Source organism: Bacillus halotolerans, assembly GCF_001517105.1.
Lineage (GTDB): Bacteria > Bacillota > Bacilli > Bacillales > Bacillaceae > Bacillus > Bacillus halotolerans.
Map to the genome: position 1 here is coordinate 654,454 of NZ_LPVF01000008.1, position 21,011 is coordinate 675,464.

Annotated in this window: 20 protein-coding genes, 1 pseudogene and 3 other annotated features; of the genes and pseudogenes, 5 read left to right on the top strand and 16 right to left on the bottom strand. The window is 46.0% G+C overall.

All coding sequences use genetic code 11. The features are described from left to right. Positions 1–30: 30 nt before the first annotated feature. Entirely contained in the window at positions 31–861 is an 831-nt protein-coding gene (gene speE / locus AU387_RS05805) for a spermidine synthase (protein WP_059335162.1), read from the bottom strand. Between the two features lie 200 nt (positions 862–1,061). On the opposite strand from speE, the pseudogene AU387_RS05810 reads away from it, so the two are divergent. Beyond that, positions 1,062–3,136 (top strand): annotated as a pseudogene (locus tag AU387_RS05810) (transglycosylase domain-containing protein). Between the two features lie 32 nt (positions 3,137–3,168). Here AU387_RS05810 and AU387_RS05815 read toward each other — a convergent pair. The 3 genes from AU387_RS05815 to AU387_RS05825 all read right to left on the bottom strand — a co-directional run bounded on the left by AU387_RS05815 (position 3,169) and on the right by AU387_RS05825 (position 4,935). Beyond that, positions 3,169–3,465 (bottom strand): hypothetical protein, encoded by a 297-nt coding sequence (locus tag AU387_RS05815; RefSeq protein ID WP_157722682.1) that lies wholly within the window; start codon positions 3,463–3,465, stop codon positions 3,169–3,171. A 279-nt stretch (positions 3,466–3,744) separates the two neighbouring features. Continuing rightward, entirely contained in the window at positions 3,745–4,263 is a 519-nt protein-coding gene (locus tag AU387_RS05820; protein WP_044159827.1) for a YwhD family protein, read from the bottom strand. Between the two features lie 12 nt (positions 4,264–4,275). Further along, positions 4,276–4,935, bottom strand: a complete 660-nt coding sequence (locus AU387_RS05825) for a site-2 protease family protein (protein ID WP_059292313.1) — start codon at positions 4,933–4,935, stop codon at positions 4,276–4,278. A 108-nt stretch (positions 4,936–5,043) separates the two neighbouring features. Here AU387_RS05825 and AU387_RS05830 point away from each other — a divergent pair, with 108 nt between their 5' ends. Further along, entirely contained in the window at positions 5,044–5,232 is a 189-nt protein-coding gene (locus AU387_RS05830; RefSeq protein WP_003222038.1) for a 2-hydroxymuconate tautomerase, read from the top strand. A gap of 41 nt (positions 5,233–5,273) precedes the next feature. On the opposite strand, the gene AU387_RS05835 is transcribed toward AU387_RS05830, so the two are convergent. The 7 genes from AU387_RS05835 to AU387_RS05865 all read right to left on the bottom strand — a co-directional run bounded on the left by AU387_RS05835 (position 5,274) and on the right by AU387_RS05865 (position 12,775). After that, positions 5,274–5,693, bottom strand: coding sequence for a MarR family transcriptional regulator (locus AU387_RS05835; RefSeq protein WP_010332297.1), 420 nt, complete (start codon positions 5,691–5,693; stop codon positions 5,274–5,276). 118 nt (positions 5,694–5,811) lie between these two features. Continuing rightward, complete coding sequence (gene thrS / locus AU387_RS05840; RefSeq protein ID WP_059335164.1) at positions 5,812–7,728, bottom strand: threonine--tRNA ligase; 1,917 nt, start codon at positions 7,726–7,728, stop codon at positions 5,812–5,814. 52 nt (positions 7,729–7,780) lie between these two features. Beyond that, positions 7,781–8,005: a binding site (T-box leader), on the bottom strand. A gap of 32 nt (positions 8,006–8,037) precedes the next feature. Continuing rightward, positions 8,038–8,264, bottom strand: a binding site (T-box leader). A 31-nt stretch (positions 8,265–8,295) separates the two neighbouring features. Beyond that, positions 8,296–8,520 (bottom strand) — a binding site (T-box leader). Positions 8,521–8,572: 52 nt separating this feature from the next. Then, on the bottom strand, positions 8,573–9,970 hold the full coding sequence (locus AU387_RS05845) for an MFS transporter (protein WP_059335165.1): 1,398 nt from the start codon (positions 9,968–9,970) through the stop codon (positions 8,573–8,575). Beyond that, positions 9,967–10,440: an Rrf2 family transcriptional regulator gene (locus AU387_RS05850; RefSeq protein WP_044159839.1), complete on the bottom strand. Its 474-nt coding sequence runs from the start codon at positions 10,438–10,440 to the stop codon at positions 9,967–9,969. The genes AU387_RS05845 and AU387_RS05850 overlap by 4 nt, the downstream gene beginning before the upstream one ends. Positions 10,441–10,550: 110 nt before the next feature. Continuing rightward, on the bottom strand, positions 10,551–11,051 hold the full coding sequence (locus AU387_RS05855; RefSeq protein ID WP_024123233.1) for a YwgA family protein: 501 nt from the start codon (positions 11,049–11,051) through the stop codon (positions 10,551–10,553). A gap of 36 nt (positions 11,052–11,087) precedes the next feature. After that, positions 11,088–12,389 carry an HD domain-containing protein gene (locus AU387_RS05860; RefSeq protein ID WP_059335166.1) on the bottom strand — a complete coding sequence of 434 codons (1,302 nt, stop codon included), beginning with the start codon at positions 12,387–12,389 and terminating at the stop codon, positions 11,088–11,090. A 161-nt stretch (positions 12,390–12,550) separates the two neighbouring features. Beyond that, positions 12,551–12,775 (bottom strand): YuzB family protein, encoded by a 225-nt coding sequence (locus AU387_RS05865; RefSeq protein ID WP_024123235.1) that lies wholly within the window; start codon positions 12,773–12,775, stop codon positions 12,551–12,553. Positions 12,776–12,989: 214 nt separating this feature from the next. Here AU387_RS05865 and zapB point away from each other — a divergent pair, with 214 nt between their 5' ends. Further along, entirely contained in the window at positions 12,990–13,766 is a 777-nt protein-coding gene (gene zapB, locus AU387_RS05870; protein WP_059335167.1) for a cell division protein ZapB, read from the top strand. Positions 13,767–13,906: 140 nt separating this feature from the next. Here zapB and AU387_RS05875 read toward each other — a convergent pair whose 3' ends face one another. From AU387_RS05875 to pta, 4 genes are all read right to left on the bottom strand, one after another. Next, entirely contained in the window at positions 13,907–14,797 is an 891-nt protein-coding gene (locus AU387_RS05875; RefSeq protein WP_059335168.1) for a carboxylate/amino acid/amine transporter, read from the bottom strand. A 150-nt stretch (positions 14,798–14,947) separates the two neighbouring features. Further along, positions 14,948–15,793 carry an octanoyl-[GcvH]:protein N-octanoyltransferase gene (gene lipL / locus AU387_RS05880; protein ID WP_044159847.1) on the bottom strand — a complete coding sequence of 282 codons (846 nt, stop codon included), beginning with the start codon at positions 15,791–15,793 and terminating at the stop codon, positions 14,948–14,950. 47 nt (positions 15,794–15,840) lie between these two features. After that, positions 15,841–16,740, bottom strand: coding sequence for a cysJI operon transcriptional regulator CysL (gene cysL, locus AU387_RS05885; RefSeq protein WP_044159849.1), 900 nt, complete (start codon positions 16,738–16,740; stop codon positions 15,841–15,843). 129 nt (positions 16,741–16,869) lie between these two features. Further along, positions 16,870–17,841, bottom strand: coding sequence for a phosphate acetyltransferase (gene pta / locus AU387_RS05890; RefSeq protein WP_024123241.1), 972 nt, complete (start codon positions 17,839–17,841; stop codon positions 16,870–16,872). A gap of 268 nt (positions 17,842–18,109) precedes the next feature. Between pta and hemQ the strand changes: the two genes are divergently transcribed. Together hemQ and bacG are read left to right on the top strand one after the other, a co-directional pair. After that, on the top strand, positions 18,110–18,874 hold the full coding sequence (hemQ, locus tag AU387_RS05895; RefSeq protein WP_059335169.1) for a hydrogen peroxide-dependent heme synthase: 765 nt from the start codon (positions 18,110–18,112) through the stop codon (positions 18,872–18,874). A gap of 132 nt (positions 18,875–19,006) precedes the next feature. After that, positions 19,007–19,786: an NADPH-dependent reductase BacG gene (gene bacG, locus AU387_RS05900; protein WP_059335170.1), complete on the top strand. Its 780-nt coding sequence runs from the start codon at positions 19,007–19,009 to the stop codon at positions 19,784–19,786. 14 nt (positions 19,787–19,800) lie between these two features. On the opposite strand, the gene bacF is transcribed toward bacG, so the two are convergent. Continuing rightward, positions 19,801–21,000 (bottom strand): transaminase BacF, encoded by a 1,200-nt coding sequence (gene bacF / locus AU387_RS05905; protein WP_059335171.1) that lies wholly within the window; start codon positions 20,998–21,000, stop codon positions 19,801–19,803. Positions 21,001–21,011: the final 11 nt, after the last annotated feature.

Here is a 21,011-nt window from a genome sequence, read left to right on the forward strand (position 1 = left end):
CGCAAGATTCGCTCCTGCGCCATACATTCATTATTTAATCAGGTCACTCACAAATTTCGGCAGAACAAACGCCGCTTTATGAATATCTTTTGTGTAATATTTCGTGTCAATATCAAAGAAACGGCTGTCTTCCACTGCAAGCGGATCATATGTTTTCGAACCGATTGTAAATGTCCACAAACCGCTTGGGTATGTCGGAATGTTCGCCGTATACAGCTTCGTAATCGGGAAGATTTCCTTTACGTCACGCTGTACATTTGTAATTAATTCCGGTGTGAACCATGGGTTGTCCGTCTGAGCGACAAAAATGCCGTCTTCCTTCAGCGCCTTCGCGATTCCGGCATAGAACCCTTTTGTAAACAGGTTTACCGCAGGCCCGACTGGTTCAGTTGAATCTACCATAATGACGTCGTATTGATTTTCAGATTTCGCAATGTGCATAAATCCGTCATCCACCTGCACGTCAACACGCGGATCGTCAAGTTTTCCCGCAATAGAAGGAAGAAACTTTTTAGAGTATTCGATGACCTTGCCGTCAATATCAACAAGTGTCGCTTTTTTCACGCTCGGGTGCTTCAGAATTTCTCTGATGACGCCGCCGTCACCGCCGCCGACTACAAGCACATGCTCCGGATTCGGGTGCGTAAACAATGGCACATGCGCCACCATTTCGTGATAAACGAATTCGTCTTTTTCAGATGTCATCACCATGCCGTCCAAAAACAGCATGTTGCCAAACTCTTCTGTTTCCACCATTTCTAAATGCTGAAACTCCGTTTGTTCTGTATGTAATGTTTTATTAACCTTCAATGTAATGCCAAAGTTTTTCGTCTGCTTCTCTGTGTACCAAAGTTCGCTCAATTGTCATCTCCCTTTCAAGGCTGTATTCATTTATTGTAAGCGTCTTTTCAGCTTTTATTCCCGGTTGAAATCGCATTTTCACCTAAGGAAAAAGTATAGAGGATGGCGGGGAAAAAGTAAAGATGCGTCCTGTCACCCGATGTTTAAAAACAATCTTTTTTTCTCATAATAGTAGAAACATAAAAAAAGGGGGAACCATTGTGGATGCAATGACAAATAAACGGCTGAGACTGACGCTCAAAACCGTTCGCGCCTTTATCTTTCTTGGGGCTTTCGCGTGCTTAGCGGCAGCTGCTGTGTTTATGACTGTCATTTTGATAGCCAAATACCAGGGCGCTCCCTCGGTTCAAGTGCCGCAATCCACGATTTTGTTTGCGAGCGACGGCTCAAAACTCGGGGAGACGAACTATGGCGAAAAACGCTATTGGGTCCCCTTAAAAGACATGAATCCGACGATTGTAAAAGCGACGGTGGCGATTGAAGACCAGAACTTCTATGATCACCATGGCTTTGATTATAAACGCATGGCTGGTGCGGCGCTGGCCGACTTAAAAGCGCTGGCCAAGGTGCAGGGCGCAAGCACCATTACCCAGCAATATGCGAGAAACTTGTATCTTGAACACGACAAAACGTGGAAACGCAAATGGAATGAGGCATTCTATACAATTCGTCTGGAACAAAACTATTCTAAGGACGAGATATTAGAAGGCTATTTAAATACGATATACTACGGCCACGGCGCCTATGGGATCGAAGCCGCATCCCGCCTCTATTTCGGCAAGCATGCCAAAAACCTGACAGATGCGGAGGCGGCGCTTTTGGCCGGTATTCCGAAAGGCCCTTCCGGCTATTCGCCTTATGTCAATGAAACAAAGGCCAAGGATCGCCAAAAAACAATTGTGCGGATGATGGAAAAACAGCGGATGATCAGCCGTAAAAAAGCGGACGAGCTGATCAAAGAGCCCCTTTCCTATCAGCCGTTGAATAAACACGCCATTAGCAGAAAAGCGCCTTATTTCTATGATAATGCGATGAGAGATCTGGAAAAAAACTCGGCATGACGCGGGAGCAAATTGAAACGAGCGGGTTAAATGTGTATACAACCGTGAATAAACGGCTTCAGCGCATTGCCGAGGAAACCATTACCGAAACGGTTAACGCCGGTTCTGACATTCAAGTCGGATTTTCAGCCGTTGATCCACGCACAGGAAACGTTCTCGCTCTTGTCGGCGGCAGGGATTATCAAAAGAGCCCGTTTGACCGGACGACACAGGCGAAACGCCAGCCCGCTTCGACAATCAAACCGTTACTGTATTATAAAGCGATCCAGAGCGGGTTTACGCCAGTGACACTGATGAAAAGCGAAGAAACCGAGTTTCAAATCGACGCAAAGGGAGAAACCTATTCTCCAAGCAACTATAACGGTTATTACGCAAACAAACCGATTACGCTTCTTCAGGCGCTGGCGCTGTCTGACAACATTTATGCTGTGAAAACCCATCTCTTTCTCGGAATGAACAAGCTCGTTCAGGCTGCAAAGGAATTTGGCATCACCGCGCAGCTCCAAGCGCTGCCATCCTTGGCCCTCGGCACGGAACCGGTGCGCCCGATTGAGATGGTCAACGCCTATGCCATGCTGGCAAATGGCGGAAAGAAAATCGAACCGACCTTTATCACGAGAGTGACTGATGCAGCCGGACATGTACTGTACGAAAGCCCGAATCAGCATAAACAAGTGCTGGATGAAAAAGCTGCCTTTGTGACCGCTAATATGATGACAGGCATGTTTGATACAGATTTAAACGGCTATACATCCGTGACAGGACGGACAATCGCGGACCGCCTGACTAGAACCTATGCGGGAAAATCAGGCACAACAAGCGCAGACAGCTGGATGATCGGTTTCAACCCGAAGCTGGCTGCGGGTGTATGGACGGGCTATGACAAAAACAGCACCATCGACTCAGTCGCAGAAAAAAACTATGCCAAAACCATTTGGGCGGAGTTTATGGAGGATGCGCTCAAAGGAGAACCAGAAACAGCCTTTAAACCGCCAAAAGGCGTGATCGGCGTCTACATCGATCCGGCAACAGGCTACTCCTCCGGCCCCGGCTGCGCAGCCAAGCATTACACGTATTTTGTGAAAGGCACAGAGCCAGCGAATGTGTGCTTCGGCTCAGAACCTGTCAAACAAACAAAAGACCAGCGTCCAGTCAAGGAAAAGCCCGCTTCCCCGAAAAAGTGGTGGGACAAATGGCTGGGACGGAATCATTAACAAATAACCCGGCTGCCTGAATGCCGGGTTATTTAATATGGTTCTTCCATTATCCACGGGAGCAGCGTCACACAGTCAAGCTGGAGAACGGGTTTCGGGAATCCTTCGGGGATAAAGTGGTCATCTCTCGGCACTTCAAATGATATATACCAGTTACGGTCCGGATCCCATTCTTTTTTCCCTTCTATAATACGTCCGACAATAAAATAGCTGGCCACATAAAGATGAAGGTCACCCTCCTGTCCAAATTCATTAATATCCGTACAAACAGACGGCTGAAGACCAAAATCCTCCAACATTTGCGCCTTCTCACGCGGCAGTGTTTTCATTGCTTCCCGGTAATTTTCACAGAGAAGACATTCTCACATATCGTCAATATCTTTTTCATACTGCCTTCTCGTTTCCTCCACGTCCGCTTCAATGACCCAATCACCAATCCTCATCATTTGAAACATGATATCTCCCCTATCTGCTGTCAAAAAAAATGAAAAACCCCGAGTCTTGTTTCGGCTCGGGATTTTCCATGTCCTAGTTTCTGTATCACCAGTTTACTCAATGTTTACGAAAAATAGTTCAAATATTCTAAGAGTTCACATAAAGTTCACAAATTAATTTTCTTCTTGAAGCAGGCCTTTTTTCAATTCATCAGAAGAGCGTTCCCACAGGCCTTGGTCATGGTTTTTCAGAAATTCGCCAAGCACTTGCTTCGAGCTGTCATCCATGCTATCAATGATAATGTTCCGTTTCATCGATTTATCCATCAGATTCACATGCTCCGGGAGCGATTTGTAGCCTCTTCTGATGCTTCTGTCGACCGTCAGTTCACAGGCTGTAACCCCTGCGTAATAAGGGCCCTCTTCTCTTCTGTCAATCGTCACCCACACAAGCCAGTATGGTTTTCCGTTTGGAACATCTTCTTTATTAGGCAGAAATTTAATGCCTTTTTCAACGACGCTGCGGGCGTGCATCGCGCCGATGTCAACGAACGCTTCTTTTTCCTCTACATCGACGAATACAGGAGAAATATTATCCAGGCTGAGTGCCCCTGCACCGAAGCCGCCGTGTCCGTCTGTCGGATCACTTTTGATAATATTAAACCCGATTGATTTTTTCTTTTTTTCTTCCATGAGTTCTACCTCCTACAAAAGCGGTTGAAATATCGCTGAAAACAAATGTAAAATCGAATCCCTTCCGGCGTTGAGCAATGGCCAAAGCACGTAAGATCCGAGCGGTGTCACAAACAGTACCAAAAAGACGATAAAGCCGTAGCTTTCCGCTTGCGTCATCTTGGCACGCGCCCCCGGCGGGACGAGATCTTCAATAATACGATAGCCGTCGAGCGGCGGCAGCGGCAGCAGATTAAATAAAAACAGAACGAGGTTCAGCTGTATCCAGATTGAAAAGAACTGGTCCAGTCCTGTACTGAATGCCGCAAGCAGTTCCATTCCGTAAGCATGCATCAACACTAACAAAGAGAAACCGATAAACGCAAGAATCAGGTTACTGATCGGCCCGGCAATGGATACGAGTACGCCAGCCAGACGAGGTTTCTTAAAGAAACGGCGATTGACGGGAACAGGGCGAGCCCATCCAAAGCCGGCCACCAGGATCAAAATGGTTCCGAACGGATCAAGGTGTTTGATAGGATTAAGCGTCAGTCTTCCTTCATTTTTCGCCGTATTGTCACCAAATTTGTATGCGACATAGGCGTGAGCGAGTTCATGCATTGTAAACGAAACAATTAACGTGATGACGAGGTATGGCATTAACGATAACGGATAATATAAAAAACGGTCCAAGTGAGATATCCCTCTTTCTAAAAATGCAAGAATTTACTTTATTCAGTATACTATAAGAAACCTCTTTTTCTAAAGAGAGGAAACGAGATAAAGGAGGATTCAGCACCCATGCCATACGTAACCGTCAAAATGCTCGAAGGCCGTACAGACGAGCAAAAACGCAATCTTGTCGAGAAAGTAACAGAAGCCGTAAAGGAAACCACCGGTGCTTCTGAAGAAAAAATTGTTGTGTTTATAGAAGAAATGAGAAAAGACCATTATGCCGTCGCAGGCAAACGCCTGAGCGATATGGAATAATCTCTATAAAGCCGGCGCTTCGCAAGCCGGCTTTTTCATCTCTATTTCGTCATTTTTTCAATAATAGCTAAAAACGATGCCTTCTCTTCGGCAGTCAAACGTTCAAACATGCCGTCAATCAGCTGCTGGCGATTTTGAATCATTTGAAGAGCTGCTGCCTGCCCCGATTCAGAAAGCGTAATCCAAACGGTGCGGCGATCATTGTTATTTCTGGATCTCTCAATAAACCCTTCCTGCTCTAAGTGGTTCAGAGCGGTTGTGGTGGCAGACGGAGACAGCGTGACCTCTTTTAGAATGTCCTTTATGGTGCAGCTCCCATGCCTGTATATGATCCGCAGAATAAATCCTCTTACATTATTTACGTGTTTCGGAACGGTGGCTTCATCTAATTGCTTCGTGCTTTTCAAATATTTTGTAAGTGCGTGATCCAGCAAATTTGCTTCCAGTTTGTCATGATCCATGTAGATTTCCCCATTTCGAGATGCATTCATAACATACGAACGATATGATTACTTATTATTTTACTGATACCAGATAGGGAAAGTCAAAAAAGCAAACAGCGAATTCGCAACTTTTCTCCTACATGCTTCGATTTTTCACCTGTTTGACAATATTCTCTTTAAATACCTGAAAAGGAACTTGTTCACTCTTCTGATGTCCGAATTGACGGACGTTTACGGCCTTTTCATTCACTTCCTGATCCCCTAGCACCAGCATGTACGGGATTTTCTGCATTTGTGATTCTCTGATTTTGTAGCCAAGCTTTTCATTGCGTTCATCAATATTGACTCTTATCCCGAGCCGCTTTAGCTCAGACTGCACCTTTTCGCAGTAGTCCATATGAACGTGAGAAACCGGTATAATTTGGACCTGCACCGGCGCAAGCCAGACTGGAAAAGCTCCGCCAAAATGCTCGATCAGAATGCCGAAGAAACGGTCAATTGAGCCGAATACCGCTCTGTGAATGACAACGGGACGAACCTTTTCATTGTGCTCATTAATATATGTTAAATCAAATTTTTCCGGCATTTGAAAATCAAGCTGGATTGTGGCGCATTGGTGGCTCCGCTTCAGAGCGTCTTTAATATGAAAATCGATTTTCGCTCCGTAAAACGCTCCATCCCCTGCGTTTACTTCATAAGGAAGACCCAGATCCTCAAGGACGTGTTTCAAGGCGTTTTCAGACATTTCCCACACGCTGTCTTCACCTGATGAATCCTCCGGACGAGTGGAAAGCTCAACCGTATACTCGAAACCGAATGTGCGGTATACCTCGTCAATAAGCCGAATGGCTTCTTTGATTTCACTCTCGATTTGATCCTCCCGAACAAAGATATGCGCGTCATCCTGGCAGAACGTCCGGACGCGGAGCATTCCGTTCAGAGCACCGCTGTATTCATGGCGGTGCACCTGGCCGAACTCCGCCATACGAATCGGCAGATCCCGATAGGAGTACAGGCTGTTTTTAAAGATGAGCATATGGCCGGGGCAGTTCATCGGCTTCATTGCAAATGCAGTCTGATCTACTTCCGAAAAATACATATTGTCGCGATAATGGTCCCAGTGCCCTGACTGCTCCCATAACCGCTGATTCATCATAAACGGCGTACGCACCTCAGCGTAGCCGGCATTTGTTTGCAGTTCACGCGAAAAGCGTTCCAGCTCATTGCGGACAATCTGCCCTTTTGGCAAATAAAACGGCATTCCCGGAGCTTCTTCCGAGAACATAAACAGCTCTAATTGTTTTCCCAGCTTGCGGTGATCCCGTTTCGCTGCTTCTTCCAGCATATGCAGATGCGCCTCGAGATCTTTTTTCTTCTGAAACGCAACACCGTACACCCGCTGAAGGACTTCATTTTGGCTGTCTCCTCGCCAATAAGCACCCGACACCCGTGTTAATTTGAACGCCTTGATCATTCCTGTTGAAGGAAGATGCGGCCCGCGGCACAGGTCAACAAATTCTCCCTGCTGATACAGCGTCATGTTCTCCCCGCGCGGAATGTCTTTCAAAATCTCCAGCTTAAACAGCTCACCTTTTTCTGCAAAAAGCGCTTCAGCCTCCTCGTAAGAAACCTCTATTCGCTTGATATCCATATTTTCGTTTATAATATGCTTCATCTCTTTTTCGATGGCCTCTAAATCTCCGGAAGTCAGACTCCGATCAAGCTTCATATCATAATAAAATCCGTCTTCAATGACAGGCCCTATTCCCAAGGACGCTTCGCCGTACAGCCGTTTCACTGCCTGAGCCAGCACATGCGCTGATGTATGGCGAAGCACCTGCAAGCCTTCTGGAGAATCCAGTGTGATAATTGAAAGCTCAGCATCTTCCTCCAGCTTGAAGCTGACATCAACGAGCCGGCCATTAACCTGTCCCGCTGCTGCTTTCTTTTCCAAACTGGAGCTGATGGACGCAGCCGCCTCTTTGACTGTAGTGCCTTTCGGATATTCCTTTACCTGTCCGTCCGGAAGCTGAATACTTACATGTTTACTCATTTCAAACACTCCTTATTCATTGTTGTATATAAAAAAACACACCCGTCCCTCTGTAAGGGACGAGTGTGTGATTAACCCGTGGTTCCACCCAAGTTCCCAACGAACTTTCATGTTCATCGGCTCGGTGCTGTAACGCAGCATAAACGGCATTGGATACTGACTGTTCCCCAACGCTGCTCCAAGGCGGTAAATGATATTCCTAAGCTGGGAAGCTCGCACCTTTCCTTCCCTCTCTGAAAACCGTAAATATCATTCATGTCCTTTTCATCGCATTTCTATATGTATATAAAAAAACACACCCGTCCCTCTATAAGGGACGAGTGTGTGTGATTAACCCGTGGTTCCACCCAAGTTCCCAACGAACACTCATGTTCATCGGCTCGGTGCTGTAACGCAGCATAAACGACATCGGATACTGACTGTTCCCCAACGCTGCTCCAAGGCGGTAAATGATATTCCTAAGCTGGGAAGCTCGCACCTTTCCTTCCCTCTCTGAAAACCGTAAATATCATTCATGTCCTTTTCATCGCATTTATTGACTCATATAAAAAAACACATCCATCCCTCGCAAGGGACGAATGTGTTAAAATTCGTGGTTCCACCCAAATTCCCAACAAACATACATGTTCGTCGGCTCGGTGCTGTAACGCAGCATGACGGTATCAGATACTTAATTTCCCCGATACAGCTCAAAGGCGGTAAGCTGCTTTCTCTGCGTTAGGAAGGTTTCAGCTGGTCCTTCCCTCTCTGGAAACCGTAAAAAGCATCTCGTGTCCTTATCAGTGCCTGTTTGAATAATTTCATATATCTTACTATATATTTCTTGAAAAGACAATGGACGATTTTAAGATGATGCAGAAGCGGACGTTTCTTTATGAGAAGTCAGAAACCGCCACACAAGGAATGCGGCAAGACTGTATGCCGCGCCCATCATCAAAAACGTAAACCCAGCTCCGGCGTACCAAGTGGCGGACAGATGAATGACCACTCCGGAAACCGCTACGCCAACCAATGCCCCGATTTGCCGGTTGGCATTTAAAGCTGCTCCTGCGATATTTGCATGCTCCTGTCCCGCTGTCTTCATCATCACAGCTGTCATGGCAGGAACCGTAATGCCGACACCAAGATTCATGGCAGATGTCAGAACCGCAAGCTGCCAGTAAGGCAAATCCGGAGAAACCATGACAAATAACAGCAATGCCATGATGCAGCTGACAGCCATTGAAACAAACATAAGAAGCCCCGCTTCAAAACGGTTCGCCAGCCGGGCAAACAGCAGATTTCCGACCACAAAGACAGCCATCATCGGCAATAGTTCGACTCCCGCTAAAAAGGAACTTGCGCCTCTTGCTTCCTGCAAAAATAGACTCAGCATAAACATACCGCCAAAAAGAGCAAAATTCAGCAAAAACCCAACGAACTGCGCTGCCGAGAAACGTCCGTTTTTATATAATGACGCAGGAAGAATAGATGTTGCCGAAAAAATTTCTCTCAGAATAAAAAGCACAAACGCCAAAACCGCCGCCGCGAAAGCACCGAGAATGGAGAGCGAACTCCAGCCTATTGAAGCGCCCTGTATCAGCGCAAATGAAAGAAATCCGAGAGCCGCCATTCCAAGCAGATGCCCTGTGATATTCACCCGGCTGCCTTTTCCCGGGAAACTGCTGAGCGTTCGATAGGCGCAAATAAGCGCCGCAACCCCTAACGGCACATTGATCAGAAAAATACTCTGCCACCCTGCCGCATTCACCAGAACACCGCCGATAAAAGGCCCCAGTCCGGAGGCGGCGGAGACGAGAGCGGCCCACAAGCCAAACATTTTGGCCCGCACCCGTTCATCGGGGTAAGAGGCAGCCAAAAGGCTGAGTGAACTCGGCATAAACAAAGCCGCGCCAAGACCCTGCAACAGCCGGCCTGCGATCAGCATTTGGCCATTTGCTGACACAGCGCATAGACATGAGGCAAGAACAAAAACGGCCAAACCCAGCATATAAATGGTCTTTGAGCCGTAACGGTCAGCCAGCGCACCGCCGGCCAGCAGAAGCGAAGCAAATGTAAGCATGTACCCGTCTACAACCCACGTCACCCCTGAAAGTGAAAGGGAAAGAACGTTTTTCATATCAGCAATTGCAACATTCACCACGGTCACATCAAGCGTAGCCATGAGAAAACCGAGAGCGAGCACGATTAACACTGAGATGCCTGTTGATCCTGATTGATGTAAAGGCCCGCTGTTTTTCATTGCCATTGCCCTTTCAGCTGATGATGTACCCAATCATCAATTTTTTCGAGGTCATAAAGTTTTCCGATTCTGTTCATGACACCCTGCAAGGTTTCTTCCTTCATGAGCGAAGCCCATTTATCCTCAATATCCCCCATTACCGTCTCCAGCACACAGGGATTTCCGCTCTCAAATACAGATGGCAAAAGGCCTTTTCCTTGATACATGGAACCTCTTCCTTCAACAGCTTGATAGACATCATAGAGGGTAATATCCGTCAAAGGCTTCGTAATCGTAAAGCCTCCCTTCGTACCTGGTATGGACTCTGCCAAACCAGCCTGCACCAAAGTTCTCATCAGCTTTTTCAGATAAGACGGAGACATGTGCAAGCGCTGGCTGATCGCCTCTGATGTTAAAGAAGCCTGCACAGGCAGCCGTGACAGTAACAGCAGCACAGAAATTCCCTGCTCCATTCCCGATTTCATTTTCATTATGTTCCCTCCCGGTTCATTATGGATAACTATTATCCACAATAGATCCATTAGCAGGTTTTGTCAATAAAAAAAGCAAAAGAAACGATTCATTTCTTTTGCTTGTATGGTTAACAAATCTGCTTCAGCTCTTCTATGTATTGAAGCGCTTCGTCATATTCTTCATTGGTATACTTTTGCTTACTTTTGATTGTAAATACTTTCTCTTTCTTTTCCTCAGCCTCAAGCCCGTCAAAGTAAAGAATCGTGGAGACCAGCTCTAAAAACCGTGATGAACGGTTGTTTACACTGTCAATATAGTGCTTGATATCAGGCATATCAAGATCGGCGTGGTCTAAAAACGCGGAGCCCGTCTCTGTCAGCGAATAACGGTATTGAAAGTAGCCGCCCTTTTTTTCCTTTACCTCATGCAGGAATCCAAGGTTGCACAGCTCTTCAATTTGGAGCGTCAGTTCCTCCGAATACGGCCCGTAAAAGTGAAAATCATATTTCTCATAGAAAGGAAACTGCATTTTCTTCGCTATATAAATCATTTTTTGCAGCTTCTTTCGCCCGATGATTTCTCCAGAATCCGAGAACACCTTCATCAGTTTTGCATGTTCTTTCAACAAATTCCCGACATCTCCTTTTTCCTTCTTTACCAATTTCTATGTCAGTCCCAGCAGCTGCCGGATTTTCATTTTCGCTTCCGGGTGTTCAGAGCCGTCACAAATCAGGTCCTTCGGATAGTACAGTTTGTGGTCCGTCCGCCGCTTACCGGAGATGGATTCCACAATGGCCGACTGTCTGGACAGCTCTTTAATTTGACCGTTTTGCGTCAAGAGATGGATCGGCAAACGCTCCTCTTCCTCTCCTGGACGGTAAAAATCGTATGGCAGATCTGAAGAAGAATCCACGACCAAATAATAGCTCGGATCGATTCCAGCCTCTTTGAATAATGAGGTCAGCTCAAAATAGGCCGACATCTCTTCATTCGGATTAAATTCAACGTATTGGAACAGCTGGCGGTTAATGAATCTGCGGCACAAATCGGATAAAATCGGGTCTTCTTCATCCTCCCAGGCCTGGAAGTAATACAAAATAATAGATTCATCCAGCCTCAAATAATCCTCCAGCGTCAGTTTCCCTTCAAAAATAGAATAGAAATGAACCGGAGCATGAGTGAACACATAACCTTCATCATGGAGCTGCTTCGCTCTGTGGAGAATCTTCGTTAAAATAACCTCCGCACTTCTCGTCACAGGGTGGAAATAGACCTGCCAGTACATTTGGTAGCGGCTCATAATATAGTCTTCTACAGCGTGCATTCCGCTTTGTTTAATGACGATTTGATCCTCACGCGGGCGCATCACCCGGAGAATCCGCTCCATGTCAAAATGGCCGTAGCTGACGCCCGTATAGTAAGCGTCGCGCTGCAGATAATCCATGCGGTCCGCGTCAATCTGACTCGAAATCAGGCTGACCACTTGTTTGTTTTTATATGTTTTGGCAATGACTTCAGCAACATCCTGCGGGAAACGCGGGCTCACCTTTCTGAGCACCTGATTAACCTCTGTGTCTCCCAAAATGATATCTCTTGTAAAATCTTCGTGGTCAAGATGAAAGACTTTTTCAAATGAATGCGAGAACGGCCCGTGCCCGAGATCATGAAGCAGCGCCGCGGACAAACAGAGTTCGCGCTCACTGTCATCCCATTCAGGACGGCCTTTAAAGACATCATCAACCATTCTCCTGACAATTTCGTAGACACCGAGAGAATGGTTGAACCGGCTGTGCTCAGCGCCATGGAACGTCAAATACGTCGTGCCGAGCTGCTTGATTCTGCGGAGACGCTGAAATTCGCGGGTTCCGATCAGATCCCATATCAGCTTGTCCCGTACATGAACATAGCGGTGCACCGGATCTTTAAACACTTTTTCTTCTGATAATTTTCCATTTGGATACGCCATCGTCATTCCCTCTTTTTTTTAGCCGTGTTTCTATTATATCGACTCTATTCTTTGAAAACATCCTTGAATTTGTCCGGCGATTTGTTCCATCTTTCCAAAAATCACATGATGTGAAGCAAAAAAGCCTGACCAGAGGGCCGAGGCTATGAAAAAATATGTTTTTACTTTTTTAATTTCTTTTTCACTTTGTCAATCAGCTCATCCTCTGTCGGAGCTGACAGCGGGCGATTGTTTACAAAAGCAAACGATTTTTTCCGTCCGGGCCCGCAATAAGATTGGCATCCTACCTCAACCTTTGCGTCCGGGTCTACTTCTTTTAAACGCGGCAGCAATGTTTTGATATTAGTGGCTTGGCAATCATCACACACTCGAAATTCATTAGCCATGACGTACGCTTCCCTTCATTTCTATGTTCATCTATGTTTTAAACCTAAAATCGCTCTGTCGAAAAAATCACATCACTCCTCATTGTACAAGGATTCGACTGTTCCTGCAAGCCGCTTCAGCCTCCGTATCTCCTATTCTTCCAGCCAATTTGTATAAATATTTTCCAATCTGGACATTCTAATATCATGAAAAGAAAAATGGGAGTTGAGATAAATGACAAAACAGCGCCAGGACGCTTGGTCAGAAGAAAATGATTTGCTTTTAGCCGAAACTGTGCTTCGGCATGTAAGAGAAGGCAGCACTCAGCTGAATGCCTTTGAAGAGGTCGGCGATAAATTAAATCGGACGTCCGCAGCCTGCGGATTCAGATGGAACGCGGTGGTGCGCCATCAATATGAAAAAGCGCTTCAGCTTGCAAAAAAACAGCGAAAACAGCGCATGAGAGCCCTTGGAAACGGACAGCCTGCGAAGAAAAGACTGCTATATCAGCCTCCTGCGGTTGATCCCGATACAATTCAAGAAACTGCAGTGCAGGAGGAGCAGGTGAAACCTGAAACCCCGACTGCCGAAAATGAGAAGCAGGCATTGATGTCAGGCGAGCACATGCCTTTTGTGGATGACAGCTTTAAGGAAGAGTTAGCTAGTCTATCACACTTATTGTCTCCTCAAACGTCTGCGCCTGAGATGACGATGAATGATGTCATCAGATTCCTGCAGAATTACGAAGGCAATCATGAGCAATCCTCAGCTTTAAAAATGGAAAATGAGCGTTTAAAGAAAGAAAATCAAGAATTACAAAGCAAAACAGAACAGCTGGAAGCAGAAGTTCAAAAACTTGAAAAAGATCAAAAAACGATCCAGGAAGATTATGAAACCTTGGTAAAAATCATGAATAGAGCCAGAAAACTAGTTTTATTTGAAGATGATGAACATGCCTCTCCGTCCTTCAAAATGGACCGGAACGGAAATTTAGAAAAAATGGCGGAATAGCTTTTAAAAACTCCAAAACGATGTCATGTTTTGGGGTTTTGCCATTAAAAAATCCCCTTTTCCTTTTAGAAAAGAGGATTTTCTGTTTTTGCGGCGGCTCCGTTAGTCTTGTAAAATGAGCCCAGGCTTATGCTAATCTATTAAGACACATGAGCCGCTTCAGCTGGCTTTTGCTTGCGAGGCACCCCTGAAATGACCAGAAGCCCTAACATCATCAGCACGATGCCGAGCCATGAGGAAAGAGAAAGCATTTCACCTATGAAAAACACGCCCAGCAATGAGGCGGTCAGCGGCTCAGCCAGGGACAGTGTAACCGCTGCCGAAGCCGGAACGCCGGTGAGGCCTTTTGCAAACAAAAAGTAGGCCGCGCATGTCGCAATTAACCCGATGTAAAGGCTCGTTCCCCATCCTTTTGGGGTCAGCATCCAAGAGAGATCCGACTGCCACAATAGCGGCATCAGCAATATGGCGCTGAGCATAAAGACAACAGCTGAGGCAGCTCTCGGCGGCTGTGTTTTCATCATTGATTTACTGATCAAGGTATAACCCGCAAAAGATGCACCTGCTCCAATCGCCATGAGAGCCCCTGACACATCAATCCGAACATTGGAGCCGTCTGAAAACAGGAGCCAGCATCCCGCCAAAGCCAATACAGTTGCAATCCACCAGGAATTTCGCGGACGTTTTTTCAAAACGGCCCACTCTAAGCTCCCGGCAATAATAGGCGCACTGCCGATGGCAATCACTGTCCCAACCGCAATCCCTGTTTCTTTTACGGCGGTGAAAAAAAGCGGCTGATAACAGGCCATACAAATCGCTGCTAAAAACACGGGAGGCCATGACCAATTTTTCACGTGAAGCTCTCGGCTGATCCAGACCACAAGAAGCATGGCGCTGCCGCCTACCAATAATCTGACCGCTCCGAATGCCAGCGGAGTGGCGCTTTCTGGAGCCAGCGCCTGAACAGTGCCGGTTGTTCCCCAGAAAAAAGCCGCGATCAGCACAAACAGGCTGTAAACATTCCCTTTCATTTGCCTCTCCCCTTTGTATGCAGATGCTGCTGTTATTTTATCGCTTTTTTTGCTGCAATTGTTTTCTGTTTATAAGAAAGATTTATCTGAAAACAAGATGATAGGCAAAAAAAAGCATGCCAGCCGTATCGGCTGACATGCAAATGGCGTTCATCCAAACACCTTTTCATTCCGTTCTGTCATCCGGACAAGATTTTTCTCAAATTCCAATTCCTCGTCAATGGACAGTCCGGCTGAGTAGAGGCGGGTGCTTAACGCTTTTAATTCCGTAAGCAAAGCAAGCATTAAATCCTGTACGGAGATATCGGTATGCAGAAGCTCACTTAACGATGCCATGGTTTCCGGACGTATATCCGGGTAGACGCCTTTTTTGTCGTTTTGTTTATCCTTCAGGGCGGCTTGATAGAATCGTCTGATCAGATCTGCCCTCTCGCTGCCGCTTTTATCTGCACAGAGATAAATTTGAACGGCTGCACCGCCGCGAAGACGTCTTTGAGAAATGCCGGCGAACTTTTTGCCGTCAATGCTGAGATCATAGCTGCCTGGACAATAGGAGCCCTCAATTTCATAGGCTTCAATCTTTGCCCCGTACGGCTTAAGCATCCGTTTCATCAGTTCCACCATTGCTTCGTATCCTCTGTCTATATCGATGCCCTTCTTTTGGTCCTCGAATATGAGAGAAATATTTAAAACGCCTTCATCCAAAACAACAGCAAGACCGCCGGAATTGCGGACGATGACGCGGTATCCCTCATTTTCCAGCAGGGCAATGCCGTCCTGCAAAAACGGGAGCCGCGTATCCTGAATACCGAGGACAATCGTGTCGTGGTGCACCCAAGAGCGTGCTGTCGCCGGCGACACGCCTTTTCCTACAGAGGCGCACAGCGTATCGTCCATAGCGAAGGATTGCTTCGCGTCAAATAAAGGGCCGAGACTGGATTGGTCAATGACTCTCCATGTCGGCTGCATCAGTAAATCAATCGGTTGGTTTGCCATCTATGTAAAACCCTTTCATGTTAGGCTTATGAACGAAAACTATTATATCATTTCAGCTGTGATGATTGAAAATTGCTTTTCAGCATCGTAATGAAAATTTCTTTATTTTTTGTATTCTCCATGAGAGGAGAATGAATATAAGACAGCTTGCGCTTTAATGAGAAATCTTTAATGTGGAGAATTGAAATGTCACGGTGGATCAAATCCTTATGCAGCACGCTTCTTGATAAGACCGATAAACCCATGCCGCTGATCACCGCTTCTTTTACACCTTGATTGCTGCTGATGGTGAACATCGACTTCGGCCGCAGTCCGTTCGAGCTGAGCACATGATCGAGATATTCCCTTGTGCCGGAGCCTTTTTCCCTTGTCACCCACGCTTCATTTTGCAAATCGCTGATTGAAATGTCTCTTTTTCCGGCAAGCGGATGCTGGTTCGGCGCTGCGATGCACATTTCATCCTCCATGAACGGTTCAATTTCCAATTCATTCTCGTCCGTATGTCCTTCAATCAGCCCGATATCAGCCTGAAGCATTCGGACACGTTCGCTTACCTCCTTTGTATTGCCAATCATGACGTCCAGATTCAGCTCAGGATACAGCTTTTGCAGCTGGGCAAGAAGCGGCGGAAGAATATACTCTCCGATTGTAAAACTGGCGGCTATTTTCAATTCACCTTTTACATAATGATGGTGCGCGTAGATTTCAGCCTTGGCCTGCTCGTAGAGAAATACCATTTGCTTTGCCCTTTGATACAAAATGTCCCCTGTCGGTGTTGTCGTAAAATGCTTCGGCGACCGATTCAGCAGAGCCGTTTGAAATTCTTTTTCAAGATTTTTAATATGCAGACTGACGCTGGGCTGGGAAATCATCAGCTTTTCTGCTGCTTTTGTGAAATTTTTTTCTTCCACCACTGCGATAAAGGTTTTCAGCACGTCGTAATACAAAGGCCCCACCCCTGTCATGAATAAGATTTATAATGATGATCAGTTTTCTTTATTTTACTCATATCATCTGTTCTGGTAAAGAAGGCGCAAAAAAAGCAGCCCTCTGCGAGAGAGCTGCCATCGCTTTTCTTACAGTGCTTGTGCCGCTGTAATTAATGCGAGATTGTAAACATCTTCAGCGTTACAACCTCTTGAAAGATCGTTAACAGGCATATTTAAGCCTTGCAGGATTGGTCCTACAGCTTCAAAGTTGCCTAAACGCTGTGCAATTTTGTAGCCGATGTTTCCTGCTTCCAAGCTTGGGAATACGAATACGTTCGCGTCTCCTTTGATCTCGGAATCCGGCGCTTTTTTCTCAGCTACAGATGGAACGAATGCAGCGTCAAATTGGAATTCGCCGTCAAGCGTTAATTCAGGCGCTTTTTCTTTCGCGATTTTCACAGCATCCGCTACTTTTTCTGTTTCATCAGATTTTGCTGAGCCTTTTGTAGAGAAGCTGAGCATTGCTACGCGAGGATCAATGTCGAACATTTTTGCCGTATTGGCGCTTTCGATCGCGATTTCCGCAAGATCTTGGCTGTCTGGTGCAATGTTGATCGCGCAATCTGCGAATACGTACTGCTCATCGCCGCGTGCCATGATGAAGACGCCTGAAGTCTTTTTCACGCCTTCTTTTGTTTTGATGATTTGAAGAGCCGGACGGACAGTGTCGGCAGTTGAATGAGCCGCTCCGCTCACAAGACCCGCTGCAAGACCTTTGTATACAAGCATTGTGCCGAAGTAGTTCTCGTCTAAGAGCGCTTTTCGAGCCTGTTCTTCTGTTGCTTTGCCTTTGCGGCGTTCCACGAATGCCTGTACAAGATCTTCCATGCCTTCATATGTATGAGGATCATAAATATCAACGCCGTCAAGCGTCACATTCAGTTCTTTTGCTTTTGCTTGGATCTCATTTTCATTGCCGATCACAATTGGATTCAGCACTTTATTGTCTGCAAGCTTGCTGACCGCAACTAAAATACGTTCGTCCAAGCCTTCAGGAAATACAATTTTAACGCCTTTTCCAGCTACTTTTTCTTGCACTGTTGAAAATAAATCTGCCACAATAAACCCTCCTCAAAAGTTACAAAAACGCTTTCTTTTACTAGCATACTCTTCTTCCAGTCAAATTCAAACAGCCAACTTTTATTATAGCGCTTTCATCAAAAAATCTTATTTTTCTAACTAATTTAAGCAACTGATTCTTTCCTTATATGTTCTCTTATTTTTAGGGAGATATACGAATCGGATGTTCAAGGTTTCTCCACAGTAGAATCGGATAAACTATGATATAGTGAAGGCATTAACGAAAAGATAATAGGAGTGAAGATAAATGAGTGAACAGCAAATGACAAATGAAGCGGCAAAAACGCTGGACGGCTGGTATGCGCTTCATGATTTCCGCACAATGGACTGGACTTCCTGGAAGATGATGTCAAGTGATGAGCGCCAGTCTATCATTCATGAATTTACAGGATTGCTTGAAAAATGGGGAGTCGCCCAAAAAGAAGGGAAAGGCTCGCAAACCCTTTACAGCATCGTTGGCCAAAAAGCTGATTTTATGCTGATGATTCTTCGCCCTACTATGGAAGAATTAAATGAAATCGAGCTTGAATTCAACAAATCAAGACTTGCTGAGTTCACCATTCCGGCTTACTCCTACGTGTCAGTTGTTGAACTGAGCAACTATTTGGCGAGCGGCGACGGCGACCCGTATGAAAATCCGCATGTACGTGCGCGCCTTTACCCTGAACTGCCGGAATCAAAATATGTATGCTTCTATCCAATGGATAAAAGAAGATCCGGCAATGACAACTGGTACATGCTTTCTATGGAAGAACGAAGAAACTTGATGAGAAGCCATGGCTTAATCGGACGCAGCTATGCTGGCAAAGTGAAACAGATCATCACAGGTTCAGTCGGCTTTGACGATTATGAATGGGGCGTTACACTGTTCAGTGATGATGTGCTTCAATTCAAAAAGCTTGTATATGAAATGCGTTTTGACGAAGTCAGCGCGCGCTACGGCGAATTTGGCTCGTTCTTTGTGGGCAACCGCCTATCGCTTGATACACTTCCTCAATTCCTATATGTATAATTTCTCCTCCCGCCGCAGCTGGCGGGAGTTTTTCGATTCCTCTTTATCAGAATTTAAATAAAATTTGCTATTTTCTCCGTTTTTTTTTACGATGTAGATAATAATCCAATTTTTTCAAAGGGGTGCAGTTATTTGTCAAAACGAACCGCATTTATTATGGGAGCCAGTCAAGGGATCGGAAAAGCAATTGCTCTGAAATTAGCAGACCAGCATTTTACCGTCGTCATCAATTCGCGAGTCTTGGACAATATTGAACCTGTCAAAAAAGACATTTTGGCCAAGCATCCTGAGGCGAGTGTCATTGTCCTTGCGGGTGATATGTCTGACCAGCATACGAGAGAGGAGATTTTTAAAGAAATTGAATCTCAATGCGGACGGCTTGATGTTCTGATTAACAATATCCCGGGCGGCGCGCCTGACACATTTGATAACTGTAATATAGAGGATATGACGGCCACGTTCACACAGAAAACCGTTGCCTATATTGACGCTATCAAGCGTGCCGCCTCTCTGATGAAACAAAACGAGTTTGGCAGAATCATCAACATTGTCGGAAATCTGTGGAAAGAACCCGGCGCCAATATGTTTACAAACAGCATGATGAATGCCGCTTTAATTAACGCCAGTAAAAATATTTCCATCCAGCTTGCTCCTCACAACATTACTGTCAACTGCCTGAATCCTGGTTTTATCGCTACAGACCGTTACCATCAATTTGTGAAGAATGTGATGGAAAAGAACAGCATATCCAAACAAGAAGCCGTAGAACAGATTGCTTCTGGCATCCCGATGAAACGGGTCGGATCAGCCGAAGAAACCGCAGCGCTCGCCGCGTTTCTCGCTTCCGAGGAAGCCTCCTATATCACCGGGCAGCAAATTTCCGCTGACGGCGGCAGCATGAAAAGCATATAAAAAAATCCCGCTTTTTAGCGGGATACTTCTTCTAATGAAGCAAACGGCAGGTTCAGCTTTTGAATCCTCATGACAAATTCCCGCAGATCCTCCTGCTTCGATACCATTGATATTCTGACATGACGTTTTCCGTTGCTGCCGAAAATCTCGCCCGGTGTTACGACAACATGGGCCTGCTCCAGCAGGTAGTCAGAGAATTGATGAGAAGACTCAAACATTTTTGGAATTTCAGCCCATACATAAAATGTTCCTTTTGGTTTTTCTATCTTCCAGCCCAGTTCTTTTTCACATAGCTCCGTAAAAAAGTCAATACGTTCCGCATAGATGCGTTTCAAGCGATCTGTTTGTTCCGGATCTCCTGACAGCGCCGCACTGGCCGCCTGCTGCAGTCCGCCGAACATGCCGACAAAGACGTGATCCTGAAATTCATTGACCGCTTGAATGATCTTTTCATTCCCGACGGCAAACGCCATTCTCCAGCCGGCCATGTTAAATGTTTTTGAAAACGAATAAAGCTCCGCGCCCACAGTTTTTGAGTCCTCCGCCTGCAGGAAGCTGGCTGGTTTTTTACCAAACTCAAATGCGCCGTACGCAAAGTCATGGATCAAATGAATCTGGTGCTCTTTTGCAAATGCGGCCGCTTTTGCATAAAAAGCCGCATCCGCCACAGCTCCCGTCGGGTTATTCGGATAGTTCAAAAACATCAGTTTCGCTTTTTGTAACACAGCGGGATCTATTTTCTCAAAGTCAGGCAGATAGCCGTTTTCCGCGTGCAGCGGCATTTCGTGCAGCTCCGCTCTTGCCATTGTAATACCCGAAAGATATTCAGGATAGCCCGGGTTCGGGACCAAAGCGATATCTCCCGGATTGAGCAGGCATTGTGTCAAAACATACAAGCCTGCTTTTCCCCCGCCAAAGAGCGCCACTTCTGTTTCAGGATTGATTGTCACTCCGTATTCTCTTTTATAGAAAGCGGCAATCGCTTCCTTCAGAAAGGGATAGCCTCTGAATGGCCCGTACCCGTGGAAAGAAGGGTTCACAGACGCCTCCTGCAATGCCTGCACGATATGCGGCGGAGTAGGAAGGTCAGGGTTCCCCTGTCCAAGATTAATGACTTGCGCCCCCGTTTTTTCCATTTCTTTTACCTTTTGAAAAACGAGAGAAAATTCTTGCCTTGGAAGTGTCTTGATGACGTCGGACGGTGTTATTTCCATCTGAAAGACTC

Coding starts and splice junctions, on each gene's coding strand:
- AU387_RS05820 (WP_044159827.1), bottom strand. CDS start 4,263: ATGGAAGAAAAAAAGAAAAAATCAATCGGGTTTAATATTATCAAAAGT.
- AU387_RS05815 (WP_157722682.1), bottom strand. CDS start 3,465: ATGAAAACACTGCCGCGTGAGAAGGCGCAAATGTTGGAGGATTTTGGT.
- AU387_RS05860 (WP_059335166.1), bottom strand. CDS start 12,389: ATGGCGTATCCAAATGGAAAATTATCAGAAGAAAAAGTGTTTAAAGAT.
- AU387_RS05845 (WP_059335165.1), bottom strand. CDS start 9,970: ATGAAAAACAGCGGGCCTTTACATCAATCAGGATCAACAGGCATCTCA.
- thrS (WP_059335164.1), bottom strand. CDS start 7,728: ATGAGTAAACATGTAAGTATTCAGCTTCCGGACGGACAGGTAAAGGAA.
- AU387_RS05835 (WP_010332297.1), bottom strand. CDS start 5,693: ATGGATCATGACAAACTGGAAGCAAATTTGCTGGATCACGCACTTACA.
- AU387_RS05850 (WP_044159839.1), bottom strand. CDS start 10,440: ATGAAAATGAAATCGGGAATGGAGCAGGGAATTTCTGTGCTGCTGTTA.
- hemQ (WP_059335169.1), top strand. CDS start 18,110: ATGAGTGAACAGCAAATGACAAATGAAGCGGCAAAAACGCTGGACGGC.
- bacF (WP_059335171.1), bottom strand. CDS start 21,000: ATGGAAATAACACCGTCCGACGTCATCAAGACACTTCCAAGGCAAGAA.
- zapB (WP_059335167.1), top strand. CDS start 12,990: ATGACAAAACAGCGCCAGGACGCTTGGTCAGAAGAAAATGATTTGCTT.
- lipL (WP_044159847.1), bottom strand. CDS start 15,793: ATGGCAAACCAACCGATTGATTTACTGATGCAGCCGACATGGAGAGTC.
- AU387_RS05830 (WP_003222038.1), top strand. CDS start 5,044: ATGCCATACGTAACCGTCAAAATGCTCGAAGGCCGTACAGACGAGCAA.
- AU387_RS05865 (WP_024123235.1), bottom strand. CDS start 12,775: ATGGCTAATGAATTTCGAGTGTGTGATGATTGCCAAGCCACTAATATC.
- AU387_RS05875 (WP_059335168.1), bottom strand. CDS start 14,797: ATGAAAGGGAATGTTTACAGCCTGTTTGTGCTGATCGCGGCTTTTTTC.